This window comes from Pseudomonas sp. AU12215, from assembly GCF_001675465.2.
Lineage (GTDB): Bacteria > Pseudomonadota > Gammaproteobacteria > Pseudomonadales > Pseudomonadaceae > Pseudomonas > Pseudomonas nitroreducens.
Genome location: NZ_MACM02000179.1, coordinates 73160 through 85556, shown reverse-complemented (window position 1 = coordinate 85556; position 12397 = coordinate 73160). Strand labels below are relative to the sequence as shown.

Here is a 12397-nt window from a genome sequence, read left to right as displayed (position 1 = left end):
GTCACCTTAGAGTGACTGCCGGCGTGCCTTGCAGCCCACGCTTCATACCGAACAATCCCCTCTCCCTTCAGGGAGAGGGCTAGGGAGAGGGGCTCCTCGCGAGCCCCGCCCCACACTTTCAGCGAGAAGAGACTTCCCATGACCACCGTCAAGCACCTGATCGGCGGCGAAATGATCGCCGACACCGGCCGCACCGCCGACGTCTTCAACCCGTCCACCGGCGAAGCCATCCGCAAGGTTCCGCTGGCCAGCCGCGAAACCGTGCAGCAGGCCATCGACGCCGCCAAGGCCGCCTTCCCGGCCTGGCGCAACACCCCGCCGGCCAAGCGCGCCCAGGTGCTGTTCCGCTTCAAGCAACTGCTCGAAGCCAACGAAGCGCGCATCAGCCAGCTGATCAGCGAAGAACACGGCAAGACCCTGGAAGACGCCGCCGGTGAACTCAAGCGCGGCATCGAGAACGTCGAATACGCCAGCGCCGCCCCGGAAATCCTCAAGGGCGAATACAGCCGCAACGTCGGCCCGAACATCGACGCCTGGAGTGACTTCCAGCCGATCGGCGTGGTCGCCGGCATCACCCCGTTCAACTTCCCGGCCATGGTGCCGCTGTGGATGTACCCGCTGGCCATCGCCTGCGGCAACACCTTCATCCTCAAGCCGTCCGAGCGTGACCCGAGCTCCACCCTGCTGATCGCCGAACTGTTCGAAGAAGCCGGCCTGCCCAAGGGCGTGCTGAACGTGGTGCACGGCGACAAGACCGCCGTCGACGCGCTGATCGAGGCCCCGGAAGTCAAAGCCCTGAGCTTCGTCGGTTCGACCCCGATCGCCGAGTACATCTATTCCGAAGGCACCAAGCGCGGCAAGCGAGTACAGGCCCTGGGCGGCGCCAAGAACCACGCCGTGCTGATGCCCGACTGCGACCTGGACAACGCCGTCAGCGCCCTGATGGGGGCGGCCTACGGCTCCTGCGGCGAGCGCTGCATGGCCATCTCCGTGGCCGTGTGCGTGGGCGACCAGATCGGCGACGCGCTGGTCGAGAAGATCGTTCCGCAGATCAAGGCCCTGAAAATCGGCGCCGGCACCTCCTGCGGCCTGGACATGGGCCCGCTGGTCACCGGCGCTGCCCAGCAGAAAGTCACCGGCTACATCGACGCCGGTGTCGAGCAGGGCGCCCAGCTGCTGGTCGACGGCCGCAACTACAAGGTCGCCGGTCATGAGAACGGCTTCTTCGTCGGCGGCACCCTGTTCGACAAGGTGACCCCGGACATGACCATCTACCAGGAAGAAATCTTCGGCCCGGTGCTGTGCATCGTGCGCGTGAACAGCCTGGAAGAAGCCATGCAACTGATCAACGACCACGAATACGGCAACGGCACCTGCATCTTCACCCGCGACGGTGAAGCGGCGCGCCTGTTCTGCGACGAGATCGAAGTCGGCATGGTCGGCGTCAACGTGCCGCTGCCGGTACCGGTGGCCTACCACAGCTTCGGCGGCTGGAAGCGTTCGCTGTTCGGCGACCTGCACGCCTACGGCCCGGATGGCGTGCGCTTCTACACCAAGCGCAAGGCCATCACCCAGCGCTGGCCGCAGCGCAAGTCGCACGAAGCGGCGCAGTTCGCCTTCCCCAGCAATGGCTGATGGTGAATAAGCGGTAAGAGAAAGGCCGGTCAGTTGACCGGCCTTTTTTATTTTCAGCGGAGCGCTGGTGCGGTGTGCGAATGGTCTCGCCTACGCAGAACCCGGCGATCAGCCCAGGTGTTTCTTCAGGTAGATGCGCTGATGCCCCGGCGGGCAATCCTCGAGCACGCCCATGCGCTCGAAGCCCTGTTTCTCGTAGAAGCCGGGGGCCTGGAAGCTGTAGGTGTAGAGGAACAGGCCGACGCAGCCGCGGCGACGGGCTTCGTCTTCGGCCAGGGCGATGAGCTGGCTGCCCAGGCCGCTGCCGCGCTGGTCGTCCTGCAGCCAGAGGTAGTCGATGTAGAGCCAGCCCATGCCGGATTGGCCGAACATGCCGCCGACCACTTCGCCATCCGGGTCGCGGGCGTAGAGTTCGAAGTCGTCGTAGGTGTTGCTGCGGCCCATCTGCCCGAGGTTGTAGGCGAGCAGGCCCTTGACCACGACGTCGCGCGCCTGCGGGTCGATGCCGAGGGTGAAGTTGAAGGTGGTTTGCATGGTGCCCTCCGGATTGGCGAAGGCGACCAGTCTAGGGAGATGCCGCCGCCATGGGTAGGCGTCTTTGGTAGCGGCGGGCGTGCTGGGACGAGTGGCGCGGGAAGCTCAGAGTAGCTCCTTGCGCGACATGTTGATCGACAGCAGCTTGGTATCGCGGAAGAACAGGTAACGGTAGGCCCCGCCGCTGGGGCCGTACATCCAGGTTTCCAGCTGGGCTTCGCCAGGAATGAGCTTACCGGTCGAGTCGCGCCGAGGAGGCCTGGGAGGGACGATCACGCGTTTGGCAGGCTCGCCGCACTTGGCGAGGACTTCGTCCATCGGATCGCCTTCGTTGATCAGGCTGGTGCCGCAGCGCAATGTGCCGGCATGGGCGCCGCTCGCAGCGAGCAGGGCCAGCAGGGGGATCAGCAGGAAGCGCATGGGATTGCTCCGCAGAGGTGCTCACGCCCGACTTTAACCGTCAGGCGTGGCGTGTTCGTTGAGCGGGGGCAGTGCAGGGCGATGTTCTCAGCGCGCGGTGCCCACGTTGCGCACATACAGGTCCTTGCCGCCGCTACCGCCGCCGCGTGCCTGCAGCTCGAAGCGCTTGGGGTGGCCCTTGATCAGGTCGCTGAGCTTCTTGAAGCCATACAGGCGCGGGTCGAACGCGGGTTGCAGCTTGCCGATGTTCTGCCCCAGAGCGCCCAGCTGGACCCAGTCGTCATCGTCGCCGTCGATGTCGTCGAGCACCTTGGCGATGAAGTCCAGCGGGACCTTTTGCGATTTGCGCTTGGCCGCGGGTTTGGGCGTGTCGTTGGCGCTCGGGGCGGCCGTCTTGTCGGTGACGGGCACCGGCTCGACGGGGGCTTCGGGCGTGGCGCGGAGGATTTCGGTGTAGATGAACTTGTCGCAGGCGGAGACGAACGGCTTGGGCGTCTTCTCCTCGCCGAAGCCGTAGACCGTCAGCCCTTCCTCGCGCAGGCGTGCGGCCAGGCGGGTGAAGTCGCTGTCGCTGGAGACCAGGCAGAAGCCGTCGAAGCGGCGGGTGTAGAGCAGGTCCATGGCGTCGATGATCAGCGCGCTGTCGGTGGCGTTCTTGCCGCTGGTGTAGGCGAACTGCTGCATGGGCTGGATGGAGTGGTCCAGCAGCACCTGCTTCCACTTGCCCAGGTTGGGCTTGGTCCAGTCGCCATAGATGCGCTTGACGCTGGCGACGCCGTACTTGGCGATCTCCTCGAACAGGCCCTCGACAATGGCGGCGGGGGCGTTGTCGGCGTCGATCAGGACGGCGAGGTGCGTCTGCTGGCGCGGGGTGGGGGATCTGGTGGCCATGTTGCATCCTTTCCTTGCGGTCCTCGGACCTTAATCGGATTGGGCTGCGGATACCACCTGCGTGAACGCGTGCTCGCGTCGGCGTTCGTTCAATCGGTGGCGAACTCGCATTTGTCCCGCCCGCTGCGCTTGGCGTCCAGCAGGGCGGCGTCGGCCCGGCTCAGGGTCTGGGAATAGCTTTCGCCCGGATGATGCTCGGCGACGCCGAAGCTGGCGGTCACGGACAGGGCATTGGTGCCCACGCGCACGGCGAGGCAGCGGATGTCGTTGCGCACGCGCTCGATGATCGCGGCGGCGTCGGTGAGGCGAGTATCCGGCAGGATCAGCAGGAACTCCTCGCCGCCCCAGCGGCCGCAGAGGTCGTACTGGCGCAGGGCGGACTCCATGGCGCGGCCGATTTCCACCAGCACGCGGTCGCCGACTTCGTGGCCCCAGGTGTCATTGACCTGCTTGAAGCGATCGACGTCGAGCATGGCCAGCACGTAGGACTCGCCGTGGCGCTGGGCGCGCTCGCTTTCCTCGCGCAGGCGCTCCATCAGCAGTCGGCGGTTGGCGATGCCGGTGAGGGTGTCGTGGGTCGAGGCTTCCTTCAGCGCGACGTTGAGGTCGCGCATCATGTCCTGGTAGCGGTCGGAGATGCGCGCGACCTTTTCCAGCTGGCGCAGTTGCTTGTGGTAGCGCTCGGACAGTGTGCTGTTCTGCTGCCGGGCCATGGACTGGAAGCCGTCGGAAATCCGCGCGATGCGCTCCAGGCGCGCGAGCTGGTCGAGGGACTGCTGGTGCTTCTGGTACAGGGCCTCGCGCAGGGGGTGCCCTTCGTACTGTGGGTCGGCCAGCAGGTCTTCGATCAGCAGGTCCAGCTCGCGCTCGCTAGTCATGGCACTTACTCGTCGTAGGCTTGGATGACGAACGGGAAGGTACAGTCCTCGCGGAATTCCTCGGCCAGTTCGGCGACGCGTTCGTTGCGTCGGTCATAGTGCCATGCCACGCGGGTGGTGCGGCCCTGGCCGTGGGCTTCTTCGAGCAGGTCGAAGATGTCCATCATGGCCTTGATCGAGCTGGTGTTGAGGTACAGCAGGCGCAGGTCGAGTTCCAGCGGGCGCTGTTCCTGGGTGAGGAAGCGCTCGACCCATTCGATGACCTGGCCGAACAGCTCATAGGAGTTCTCCGGGTAGGAGTCGCCCTGCATCGCGAGGATGCCGGCCTGCCAGTCGCCGTGGATCTGTGGGGTGGATTGGGTGCCGTTGACGTGGAGATCGCTCATATCGGGTCTTCCTGAATTTCGCAGATCAGATCACGGCGCGCAGGCTGAAGAAGGCGCGGCCGTCGGGTTGTTCGGTGAGTGAGGTCTTCAGTGGCGCGCTGGACTTGCGGGCAATGTCCAGCAGGCCCAGGCCGGCGCCGGTGGAGGCTTCGGCGTCGCGCGGGCGGCGCAGCTGTTCCTTGTAGGCGGCCTTGAGCTGGGCCTTGTCCAGCCCGGCGATGGCCTCGATGCTGCGTACCAGGCCCTGGCCGTCGGCCAGCTCCACCAGGTTGCCGGCGGAGACCACGTAGTGGCCTTCGTCGTCGCGGGCAATGGCCACGGTGGCCGAGGCTTCCTGGTCGTTGTAGCCGCGCAGGGAGGCGTAGTGGCGGATGTTCTGGGTCATCTCGATGTAGACGGCGAACACGTCCATCGCTTCGCTGGGGTGGGCCTGCTCGGCCTGCATGTAGTTGCGCAGCGCGTGGCCGATCTCCTCGATCAGGCTGCGCGAGATGGGCCCGTTGAAGCAGAGCAATATGCGTTGCCGGGTGTAGCTCTCGCGCATGGCCAACAGATCTAGCGATTCCATGGATTAACCCCTAGTCGAAGCGGAAAGAGAGAATGGTGATGTCGTCGCGCTGCGGCTGCTCGCCTTGATACTGGGCGAGGGTAGCGGCGAATACGTCGGCCTGCTCTGCCAATGGTCGGCGGGCGTGGTTGCGCAGCAGGGCGGCGAAGCGGCTGTTGCCGAAGCCGAAGCCGTGCTCGCCGCCGGCCTGGTCGAGGAAGCCGTCGGTGCACAGGTAATAGGTCCAGCCGGCTTCCATCGGGATTTCCACGTCCTGATAGTCGCCCTGGCGCTTGTCGCCGATGGCTCGGCGCGCGCCCTTGTATTCGCGCACGTCGTTGCCGTCGCTGGCGAACAGGGAAATCTTCGCCCCGGAGAAATGCAGCAGTTTGCTCTGGTGGTCGACACGCACCAGGCCTGCGTCCATGTTGGTGGCCAGCGAGTGAGTGAACTCCTCCTGCCCGAGCATGCCGCGCATCACGTGGTCGGTTTCATGCAGGATGGCGGCCGGGTCGTGGCTTTTTACGCTGTCGATGGCGTGGTCGATGGCGGCCAGGGCGAGCATGGTCATCAGTGCGCCGGGCACGCCGTGGCCAGCGCAGTCCACCACGCCGATCAGGCTGTCCACTGGGCCTTCGCGATAGATGTAGAAGTCGCCACCGACCACGTCGCGCGGCTTCCACAGGACGAAGTGGTGCTCGCCCAGGGACGCCTTCAGCTGGCGGTCGGGGAGGATGGCGCGCTGGATCAGGCTGGCGTAGTCGATGGAGTCGCCGATCTTCTTCTGTGCGGCGGCCATCTCGCGGTTAGCCTTTTCCAGCGCCTGGGTGCGCTGCTGGACCTTGTCTTCCAGCTCCTCGGTGTGCCGGCGGACCTGGTCGGCCATGCTGGCGAAGGCGCTGGAAAGCTCGCCGATCTCGTCCGGGCGGGTGCGCGGCAGCGGGCTGTCGTACTGCCCGGCGGCAATCGCCTTGGCCGACTGCTTGAGGCCGCGCAGCGGGCGCAGCACCAGCAGGTCGACGGTGTAGGCGAAGCCGATCAGCAGGATCGCCAGCAACCCGGCGAGGGTGCCTACCAGCGGCCAGATCCAGCGGCTGTCGAGCACCTGGGCGGCGTGCAGGTCGATGGCGCTGAGCACGTGCCAGCGCAGCTGCGGGATGTAGGCGGTGGCGATCAGCTGTTCCTTGCCGTCGATGGTGCCCCACATGGTTTCCACTTCGCCGGGGTTGGCCTCGGCCTGGCGCAGGGTCTGGCGCAGGGCGGTGCGCTCCTGGTCATTGCCCAGCAGGTCGAACACGTGGTGCTTGGCCTGGCCACTGGAGCCGGAGGAATAGGCGATCAGCCTGGTGTCCGGGTGCGCCTGGATGGCGCCGTCCGGGTCGACGATCATGGGTGTTACCCCGGCCTCGCGGCGGGAGATGAACTGGTCGAGGAATTCGGTAAGGTCCAGGCCGCCACCGGCCAGGCCGACCTTCTCGTTGCCGGCGCGTACGACCATGTTGAACCAGACCTTGGTGACCTTCAGCTTGGCGTCGTAGTTGACGTTGATGTTGTAGGTCTCGTCGCGGGCGAGGGTATCGAAGTACCAGCGGTCCTGCGGGTCGGTGTCGCTCAGGGTGTAGCGCGGGGAGTTGGAGAGCGGCGAGCTGGAGTCGTTGAAGTAGTAGTGCCGCGAGGAGTCCACCACGACGAAATAGGAATAGTTGTGCTGGTCGGCGCGGAAGCCTTCGGCCTCGCGGAAGAACAGCGAGCGGCGCGCCGGGTCGTTTTCGGCCAGCAGCCAGTCCTGGGTCACCACCGATTCGGCCAGGCGCCGCGACAGCGCCAGTTCGCGGATTACCGGTGCGATGATCTTCTGCTGGTTGAGCAGCGTGAAGTTTCTCGCGAAGGCGAGGCCGAAATGCGTGCGGATGTCTTCCATGGCCTTCCAGCCCAGCATCACCGCCGGTACCAGCGCCAGGAGACAGGCGATGAGCAATGCCACCACCGATTTGCCGCGCAACCCCCATCTTGCCGCCATGGCTATCTCATATCCCCGTGTCGCCCGCCGTGTGCCGGTCTTTTGGCGAAAGCTCAATTGTGCATTTTGTATACGGGCACAATCAAACCAAATTGATATCGGATCGCCATATAATTGGCGCCGGTCAATTGGCCCGAGTCTAGACCCTGTATGAAAAGTCGCGCAGCTGTACCGGATGATTCCCTCATAACTAGACGCGGTTCCCACTTCCGCTCTGTCGCGCCTGTTGTAGGAGAGACCCGGCGATGCGCTCCAGCGGCAGGACTTCCTTGGCGGCGCCCAGTTCCACTGCCTCGCGGGGCATGCCGTAGACCACGCAGGTGGCCTCGTCCTGGGCGACGGTGTGGCCGCCGGCTTGGCGGATCGCCTGCAAGCCGCGGGCCCCATCCTTGCCCATGCCGGTGAGCAGGGCAGCGATGAGGTTGCGCCCGGCACAGCGGGCGAGGGAGTTGAACATTACATCCACCGCCGGCCGGTGGCCGTTCACCGCCGCCTCGCGGTGCAGGCGCACCACGTAGTTGGCACCGCTGCGCTGCACTTCCATGTGGTAATCGCCAGGGGCGAGCAGCACGTGGCCGGGGAGGATGCGGTCGCCATCGCGGGCCTCGCGCACGGACAAGCGCGTCTGACGGTCCAGTCGCTCGGCGTAGGACTTGGTGAAGCCTGGTGGCATGTGCAGGGTCACGACGGTGCCGGGGCAGTCCGGCGGCAAGCCGAGCAGGACTTCCTTGATGGCCTCGGTACCGCCGGTGGAGGCGCCGATGGCAAAAATCTTCTCGGTGCTCAGCAGCGGCGCGCTGCTCGTTGCCGGTGCACCCGCGACGGTGGCGGGGCGGGCGCGGGGCAGCCGGGCGCGGGCGGCGGCCTTGAGCTTGGCGCAGATTTCCTCGGCATAGGCCTGCATGCCTTCGGCGATGCCCAGGCGCGGCTTGGCGATGAAGTCGATGGCGCCCAACTCCAGGGCGCGCAGGGTGGCTTCGGAACCCTTCTCGGTCAGCGAGGAGATCATCAGCACCGGCGTCGGTCGGCCTTTCATCAGCTTGTCGAGGAAAGTCAGGCCGTCCATGCGCGGCATTTCCACGTCGAGGGTGATGACGTCCGGCGCGTGCTGCTTGATCAGGTCGCGGGCAACGAAGGCGTCGGGCGCGGCGCCCACCAACTGCAGTTCCGGGTCGTTCTGGATGATGTCCTTGAGCAGGCTGCGAATCAGCGCCGAGTCGTCGACGATCAGCACCTTGACGGTCATCGGGCGTCCCTCCGTTCAGAACAGATCAATGCTCCCGCCGCGCTCCCGGCGGGACAGTTGCTGGCAGTACTGCCGCTCGCGTTGCAGCACCGTATCGTTGGCCAGGGTGCGCAGCTTGCGCACCAGCACCCGGCCGCTGCCGGGAAAGAAGTAGACCTTGCGCGGGTGCACGTCGAGCAAGTCCTGGGCGGCCAGCGGGATGCCTTCGTTGTCCAGGTAGTCGAGGACGAACTCGACGTTGCGCTGGCCGACGTCGGCACTGAGATTCTTCAACACCGAGCCACCGCCGAACACCTTGGCCTCGAAGTGCCGGCGCTGGCCGCCGCGACGCATCAGGCCGTTGATCAGCAGGTCCATGGCGTGCACGCCGTAGCGCCCGGAGTTGGACAGCAGGCCCTGCACGCCGGTGTCGCCGGGCAGCATGAAGTGGTTCATGCCGCCCAGCCCGCTGCTGCGGTCGCGCAGGCAGACCGAGACACAGGAGCCGAGCACGGTGACCAGCATCAGCGGCTCGGCGGTGACGTAGCACTCGCCGGGCAGCAGCTTCACCGCTTCCATGCCGAAGCGCGGGTCGTAGTAGCGATTGGGTTGGTCGAGGGCGGCGCCCATCAATGGCTCCCCACCGCCTGGTAGGTTGTGCGCCCTACCGAACGGACCAGGTGGCTGGCGTGGACGAAGTTTTCCGAGTGCCCGGCGAAGAACAGCCCGCCCGGCCGCAGCAGGCGCACCATGCGTTCGAGCAGGCGGGTCTGGGTCGGCTTGTCGAAATAGATCATCACGTTGCGGCAGAAGATTGCGTCCAGGTTGCCGGGGATACCCCAGTCGCGGTCCAGCAGATTGATCTGCCGGTAATCGATCATCTGCCGCAGCTCGCGCACGACCCGCGCCTTGCCGGCGTTGCCGCCGGTGCCGCGGAGGAAGAAGCGCTTTTTCTGCGCAGGACTCAGCGCCTCGATGCGCTCCAGCGGATAGATGCCCTGGCGCGCCTGGCCGAGTACGCCGGTATCGATGTCCGAGGCGATCAGCTCGATGGGCGGGGCGAAGCTGCCCAGTGCGTCCACCAGGGTCATGGCCATGGAGTAGGGCTCCTCGCCGGTGCTCGAGGCGGTGGACCAGAAGCGCAGCGGCTGGTGGTCGCCCAGCTGCTCGGCGGCGAAGCGCCCCAGGTGGTCGAAATGATGCTTCTCGCGGAAGAAGGCGGTGAGGTTGGTGGTCAGTGCGTTAACGAACTGCTGCCACTCTTCCTCATGGCTTTCCAGGTAGGCGAAGTACTCGGCGAAGCTGCCCAGGCGCAGGCTGCGCAGGCGTCGCGAGAGGCGGCTGTAGACCAGCTGCTGCTTGTTCTCCGAGAGGCTGATGCCGGCGTGCCGGTAGAGGCGCTCACGCACCTGCTGGAAGTCCCGGCGGGTGTAGTGGAATTCGTGCTCGGGGGCGGGCAGGTGGATGGGCATTGGTGGGTCTCACTGCGTGGACGGATTGCCGAGGCGCATGACCCGGAATGGGTGATTGGCCGCGATGGCGGATAACGCCTGTGGCGTTATGCGCCCTGCTTCGTTGGATCGGGAAGGTTCTGTGCGGGGTATTGCCCTCACCCCAGCCCTCTCCCGGAGGGAGAGGGGGCCGTTCGGTGTGTCCGGGTGTCGCGGTACTTCCAGCCATGCCGATCAGTCCCCTCTCCCTCCGGGAGAGGGTTAGGGTGAGGGTGAGGGGCTTTTGGCACCCACACCAGCAACCATCGCCTGACCATCCCTGGCCCGCGCGCGGCAGCCGACCCTCCCATTGCTCCGGCCGCCGCCATCCCTCATCCCCGCCCGATCAGAACTCTTCCCAGTCGTCTTCCTTGCCCTTGGCGCGTACCGCCTTGGCCACGCCGCGAGCGGCGCGCGAGGCGTGCGCCACCGGCTCGGCGCGGGCCGGGCGGGCGGAGGCCAGCGGCACCACGGTGGCCGCGATGGTCTCCAGCTTGAACACCCCGACCTGCTGGTTGAGCATGCCGGCCTGCTCCTGCAGGGCCTCGGCCGACGCAGCGGCCTCTTCTACCAGGGCCGCGTTCTGCTGGGTCATCTCGTCCATCTGCGACACGGCGCCGTTCACTTCCTCGATGCCGCTGCTCTGCTCGGCGGAGGCGGCGGCGATCTCCGCCATGATGTCGGTGACGCGCTTGATGGCGACCACGATGTCGCTCATGGTCTGGCCGGCCTGGGCGACCAGGGTGTTGCCGCTCTCGACCTTGTCCACCGAGTCGTTGATCAGCGTCTTGATCTCCTTGGCGGCGGCGGCGGAGCGCTGCGCCAGGGTGCGTACTTCCCCGGCCACCACGGCGAAGCCGCGGCCCTGCTCGCCGGCGCGCGCCGCTTCCACCGCGGCGTTGAGCGCGAGGATGTTGGTCTGGAAGGCGATGCCGTCGATCACCCCGATGATGTCGGCGATCTTGCGCGCCGAGTCGTTGATGGCCGACATGGTGCCCACCACCTTCTGCACCACGCTGCCGCCCTCGGTGGCGACTTCGGAAGCGTTCACCGCCAGCGAATTGGCCTGGCGCGCGTTCTCGGCGTTGAGCTTCACGGTGCTGGTCAGTTCTTCCATGCTCGAGGCGGTTTCTTCCAGGCTGGAAGCCTGCTGCTCGGTGCGGGTGGAGAGCTCGGCGTTGCCGCTGGCGATCTCGCTGGCGGCGGTGTGGATGGTGTCGGCGGCCTCGCGGATCTGCCCGAGCATACGCGACAGGCTCTGCGCGGTCTCGTTGGCGTAGTCCTTCAGCTCGCCGAAGGTGCCCTGGTAGTCGGCGTCGATGCGCTGGGTCAGGTCGCCCTGGGCCAGGGCGCCGAGCACCCGGGTGACATCGCGCAGGCCCTTGTCGGCGGTGTCCACCAGGCTGTTCAGGCCGGTGGCGATCTTCAGGAAGAAGCCCTCTTTGTTGGAGGCCTCGATGCGCTTGCTGAAGTCGCCAGCGACGGCGGCATCCACCAGTTGCGAGACTTCCTGCTCGGCGCGGAACTCCTCGGTGCGGTCGGTCCATTGCACGGCCGAACCCAGGCGCTCGCCGGCATCGTTGAACACCGGCACCACGTCCAGGGCGAAGCGGCGGCCACCCAGGTTCAGCTCGGCCTTATGCCGCGCGGTGAGGTGCGCGAGCATGCCGCGCTGGTGCGCCGGGTTCTTGTGGAACATGTCGATGTTGGCGCCCATCAGGCGGCTGGCGTTGAAGTTCGGCAGCTGCTTGCGGATGTCGGCCTCGGCATTGCCGAGCATCTCGGTGACGGTGCGGTTCATGTAGATGATGTCGAGATCGTTGTTGGCGATCATCACGTTGGCCGAGACGTTATCCAGCGCACTCTTGATCCGCGCGTTGTACTCGGCGGCGTCGGCGTTGGCCTTGAGGCTGTCGCGCACGCCGTCGATGGCCTCGGTGATGATGGCTTTCTTGCCCGGCAGGCGGTCCATCTCCACCGAGTAGTCACCCTTGCCGTAGGCGGTCACGGTAGCAACCACCTTCATCTTCACCGCGATGTGCGCGGCGACCAGGTCGTTGATGCCCTTGGCGATGCGCGCCGGGCGGCCGGCGAACTTGTCCACCGGGATCACCTCGTCGATCCAGCCCAGCTCGTGCTGGCGCGTCATCTCCACCAGCCCGGCCTCCAGGGCTTCGGCCTGGGCCAGTTCCGTGCGCTGCTCGCGCAGGCTGCGCTGGACATTGCGCAGCCCGTCGTACAGGCGCTCGTAGCCGGGCGCGGGGGTTTCGCCGATGGCGACGTCGAGGTTGCCGTCCACCAGGCTGTGGAGGATGGCGGTGATGCGGTCGGCGCGTTGCTGCGCCACGGCGTGTGCGTTGAACAGACCCAT

12 protein-coding genes are annotated in these 12397 nt (G+C 66.2%); 1 reads left to right on the top strand and 11 read right to left on the bottom strand.

The window, feature by feature from the left end; genetic code table 11:
- Positions 1-138: 138 nt before the first annotated feature.
- Positions 139-1635 carry a CoA-acylating methylmalonate-semialdehyde dehydrogenase gene (locus A9513_RS31140; RefSeq protein ID WP_024766243.1) on the top strand — a complete coding sequence of 499 codons (1497 nt, stop codon included), beginning with the start codon at positions 139-141 and terminating at the stop codon, positions 1633-1635.
- A 108-nt stretch (positions 1636-1743) separates the two neighbouring features.
- Here the strand turns inward: A9513_RS31140 and A9513_RS31135 are convergent, their stop codons facing one another.
- The 11 genes from A9513_RS31135 to A9513_RS31085 all read right to left on the bottom strand — a co-directional run bounded on the left by A9513_RS31135 (position 1744) and on the right by A9513_RS31085 (position 12397).
- Positions 1744-2169: a GNAT family N-acetyltransferase gene (locus A9513_RS31135; protein ID WP_024766244.1), complete on the bottom strand. Its 426-nt coding sequence runs from the start codon at positions 2167-2169 to the stop codon at positions 1744-1746.
- 105 nt (positions 2170-2274) lie between these two features.
- The gene (locus tag A9513_RS31130) at positions 2275-2589 is read right to left on the bottom strand and encodes a DUF2845 domain-containing protein (RefSeq protein WP_024766245.1); all 315 of its coding nucleotides are present in this window, start codon (positions 2587-2589) and stop codon (positions 2275-2277) included.
- A gap of 87 nt (positions 2590-2676) precedes the next feature.
- The gene (locus tag A9513_RS31125) at positions 2677-3480 is read right to left on the bottom strand and encodes an NYN domain-containing protein (protein ID WP_024766246.1); all 804 of its coding nucleotides are present in this window, start codon (positions 3478-3480) and stop codon (positions 2677-2679) included.
- Positions 3481-3569: 89 nt separating this feature from the next.
- On the bottom strand, positions 3570-4358 hold the full coding sequence (siaD, locus tag A9513_RS31120; RefSeq protein ID WP_024766247.1) for a biofilm regulation diguanylate cyclase SiaD: 789 nt from the start codon (positions 4356-4358) through the stop codon (positions 3570-3572).
- Positions 4359-4363: 5 nt separating this feature from the next.
- Complete coding sequence (gene siaC, locus A9513_RS31115) at positions 4364-4744, bottom strand: biofilm regulation phosphoprotein SiaC (protein ID WP_024766248.1); 381 nt, start codon at positions 4742-4744, stop codon at positions 4364-4366.
- A gap of 25 nt (positions 4745-4769) precedes the next feature.
- Positions 4770-5312 (bottom strand): biofilm regulation protein kinase SiaB, encoded by a 543-nt coding sequence (gene siaB / locus A9513_RS31110; protein WP_024766249.1) that lies wholly within the window; start codon positions 5310-5312, stop codon positions 4770-4772.
- Between the two features lie 10 nt (positions 5313-5322).
- The gene (gene siaA, locus A9513_RS31105) at positions 5323-7311 is read right to left on the bottom strand and encodes a biofilm regulation protein phosphatase SiaA (RefSeq protein ID WP_024766250.1); all 1989 of its coding nucleotides are present in this window, start codon (positions 7309-7311) and stop codon (positions 5323-5325) included.
- Between the two features lie 190 nt (positions 7312-7501).
- Positions 7502-8557 (bottom strand): chemotaxis response regulator protein-glutamate methylesterase, encoded by a 1056-nt coding sequence (locus A9513_RS31100; protein WP_038803468.1) that lies wholly within the window; start codon positions 8555-8557, stop codon positions 7502-7504.
- Positions 8558-8572: 15 nt separating this feature from the next.
- Complete coding sequence (cheD, locus tag A9513_RS31095; protein ID WP_024766251.1) at positions 8573-9166, bottom strand: chemoreceptor glutamine deamidase CheD; 594 nt, start codon at positions 9164-9166, stop codon at positions 8573-8575.
- Positions 9166-10008, bottom strand: a complete 843-nt coding sequence (locus A9513_RS31090) for a CheR family methyltransferase (RefSeq protein WP_065086404.1) — start codon at positions 10006-10008, stop codon at positions 9166-9168. Before A9513_RS31090 ends, cheD begins: the two co-directional genes overlap by 1 nt.
- A gap of 364 nt (positions 10009-10372) precedes the next feature.
- A complete protein-coding gene (locus A9513_RS31085) occupies positions 10373-12397 on the bottom strand; it encodes a methyl-accepting chemotaxis protein (RefSeq protein WP_065086403.1) in 2025 nt (674 codons plus the stop codon).

Excerpts from the sequence above, each read along its gene's own strand:
- A9513_RS31140 (WP_024766243.1), top strand. The coding sequence starts at position 139 with ATGACCACCGTCAAGCACCTGATCGGCGGCGAAATGATCGCCGACACC.
- A9513_RS31135 (WP_024766244.1), bottom strand. The coding sequence starts at position 2,169 with ATGCAAACCACCTTCAACTTCACCCTCGGCATCGACCCGCAGGCGCGC.
- A9513_RS31130 (WP_024766245.1), bottom strand. The coding sequence starts at position 2,589 with ATGCGCTTCCTGCTGATCCCCCTGCTGGCCCTGCTCGCTGCGAGCGGC.
- A9513_RS31125 (WP_024766246.1), bottom strand. The coding sequence starts at position 3,480 with ATGGCCACCAGATCCCCCACCCCGCGCCAGCAGACGCACCTCGCCGTC.
- siaD (WP_024766247.1), bottom strand. The coding sequence starts at position 4,358 with ATGACTAGCGAGCGCGAGCTGGACCTGCTGATCGAAGACCTGCTGGCC.
- siaC (WP_024766248.1), bottom strand. The coding sequence starts at position 4,744 with ATGAGCGATCTCCACGTCAACGGCACCCAATCCACCCCACAGATCCAC.
- siaB (WP_024766249.1), bottom strand. The coding sequence starts at position 5,312 with ATGGAATCGCTAGATCTGTTGGCCATGCGCGAGAGCTACACCCGGCAA.
- siaA (WP_024766250.1), bottom strand. The coding sequence starts at position 7,311 with ATGGCGGCAAGATGGGGGTTGCGCGGCAAATCGGTGGTGGCATTGCTC.
- A9513_RS31100 (WP_038803468.1), bottom strand. The coding sequence starts at position 8,557 with ATGACCGTCAAGGTGCTGATCGTCGACGACTCGGCGCTGATTCGCAGC.
- cheD (WP_024766251.1), bottom strand. The coding sequence starts at position 9,166 with ATGGGCGCCGCCCTCGACCAACCCAATCGCTACTACGACCCGCGCTTC.
- A9513_RS31090 (WP_065086404.1), bottom strand. The coding sequence starts at position 10,008 with ATGCCCATCCACCTGCCCGCCCCCGAGCACGAATTCCACTACACCCGC.
- A9513_RS31085 (WP_065086403.1), bottom strand. The coding sequence starts at position 12,397 with ATGGGTCTGTTCAACGCACACGCCGTGGCGCAGCAACGCGCCGACCGC.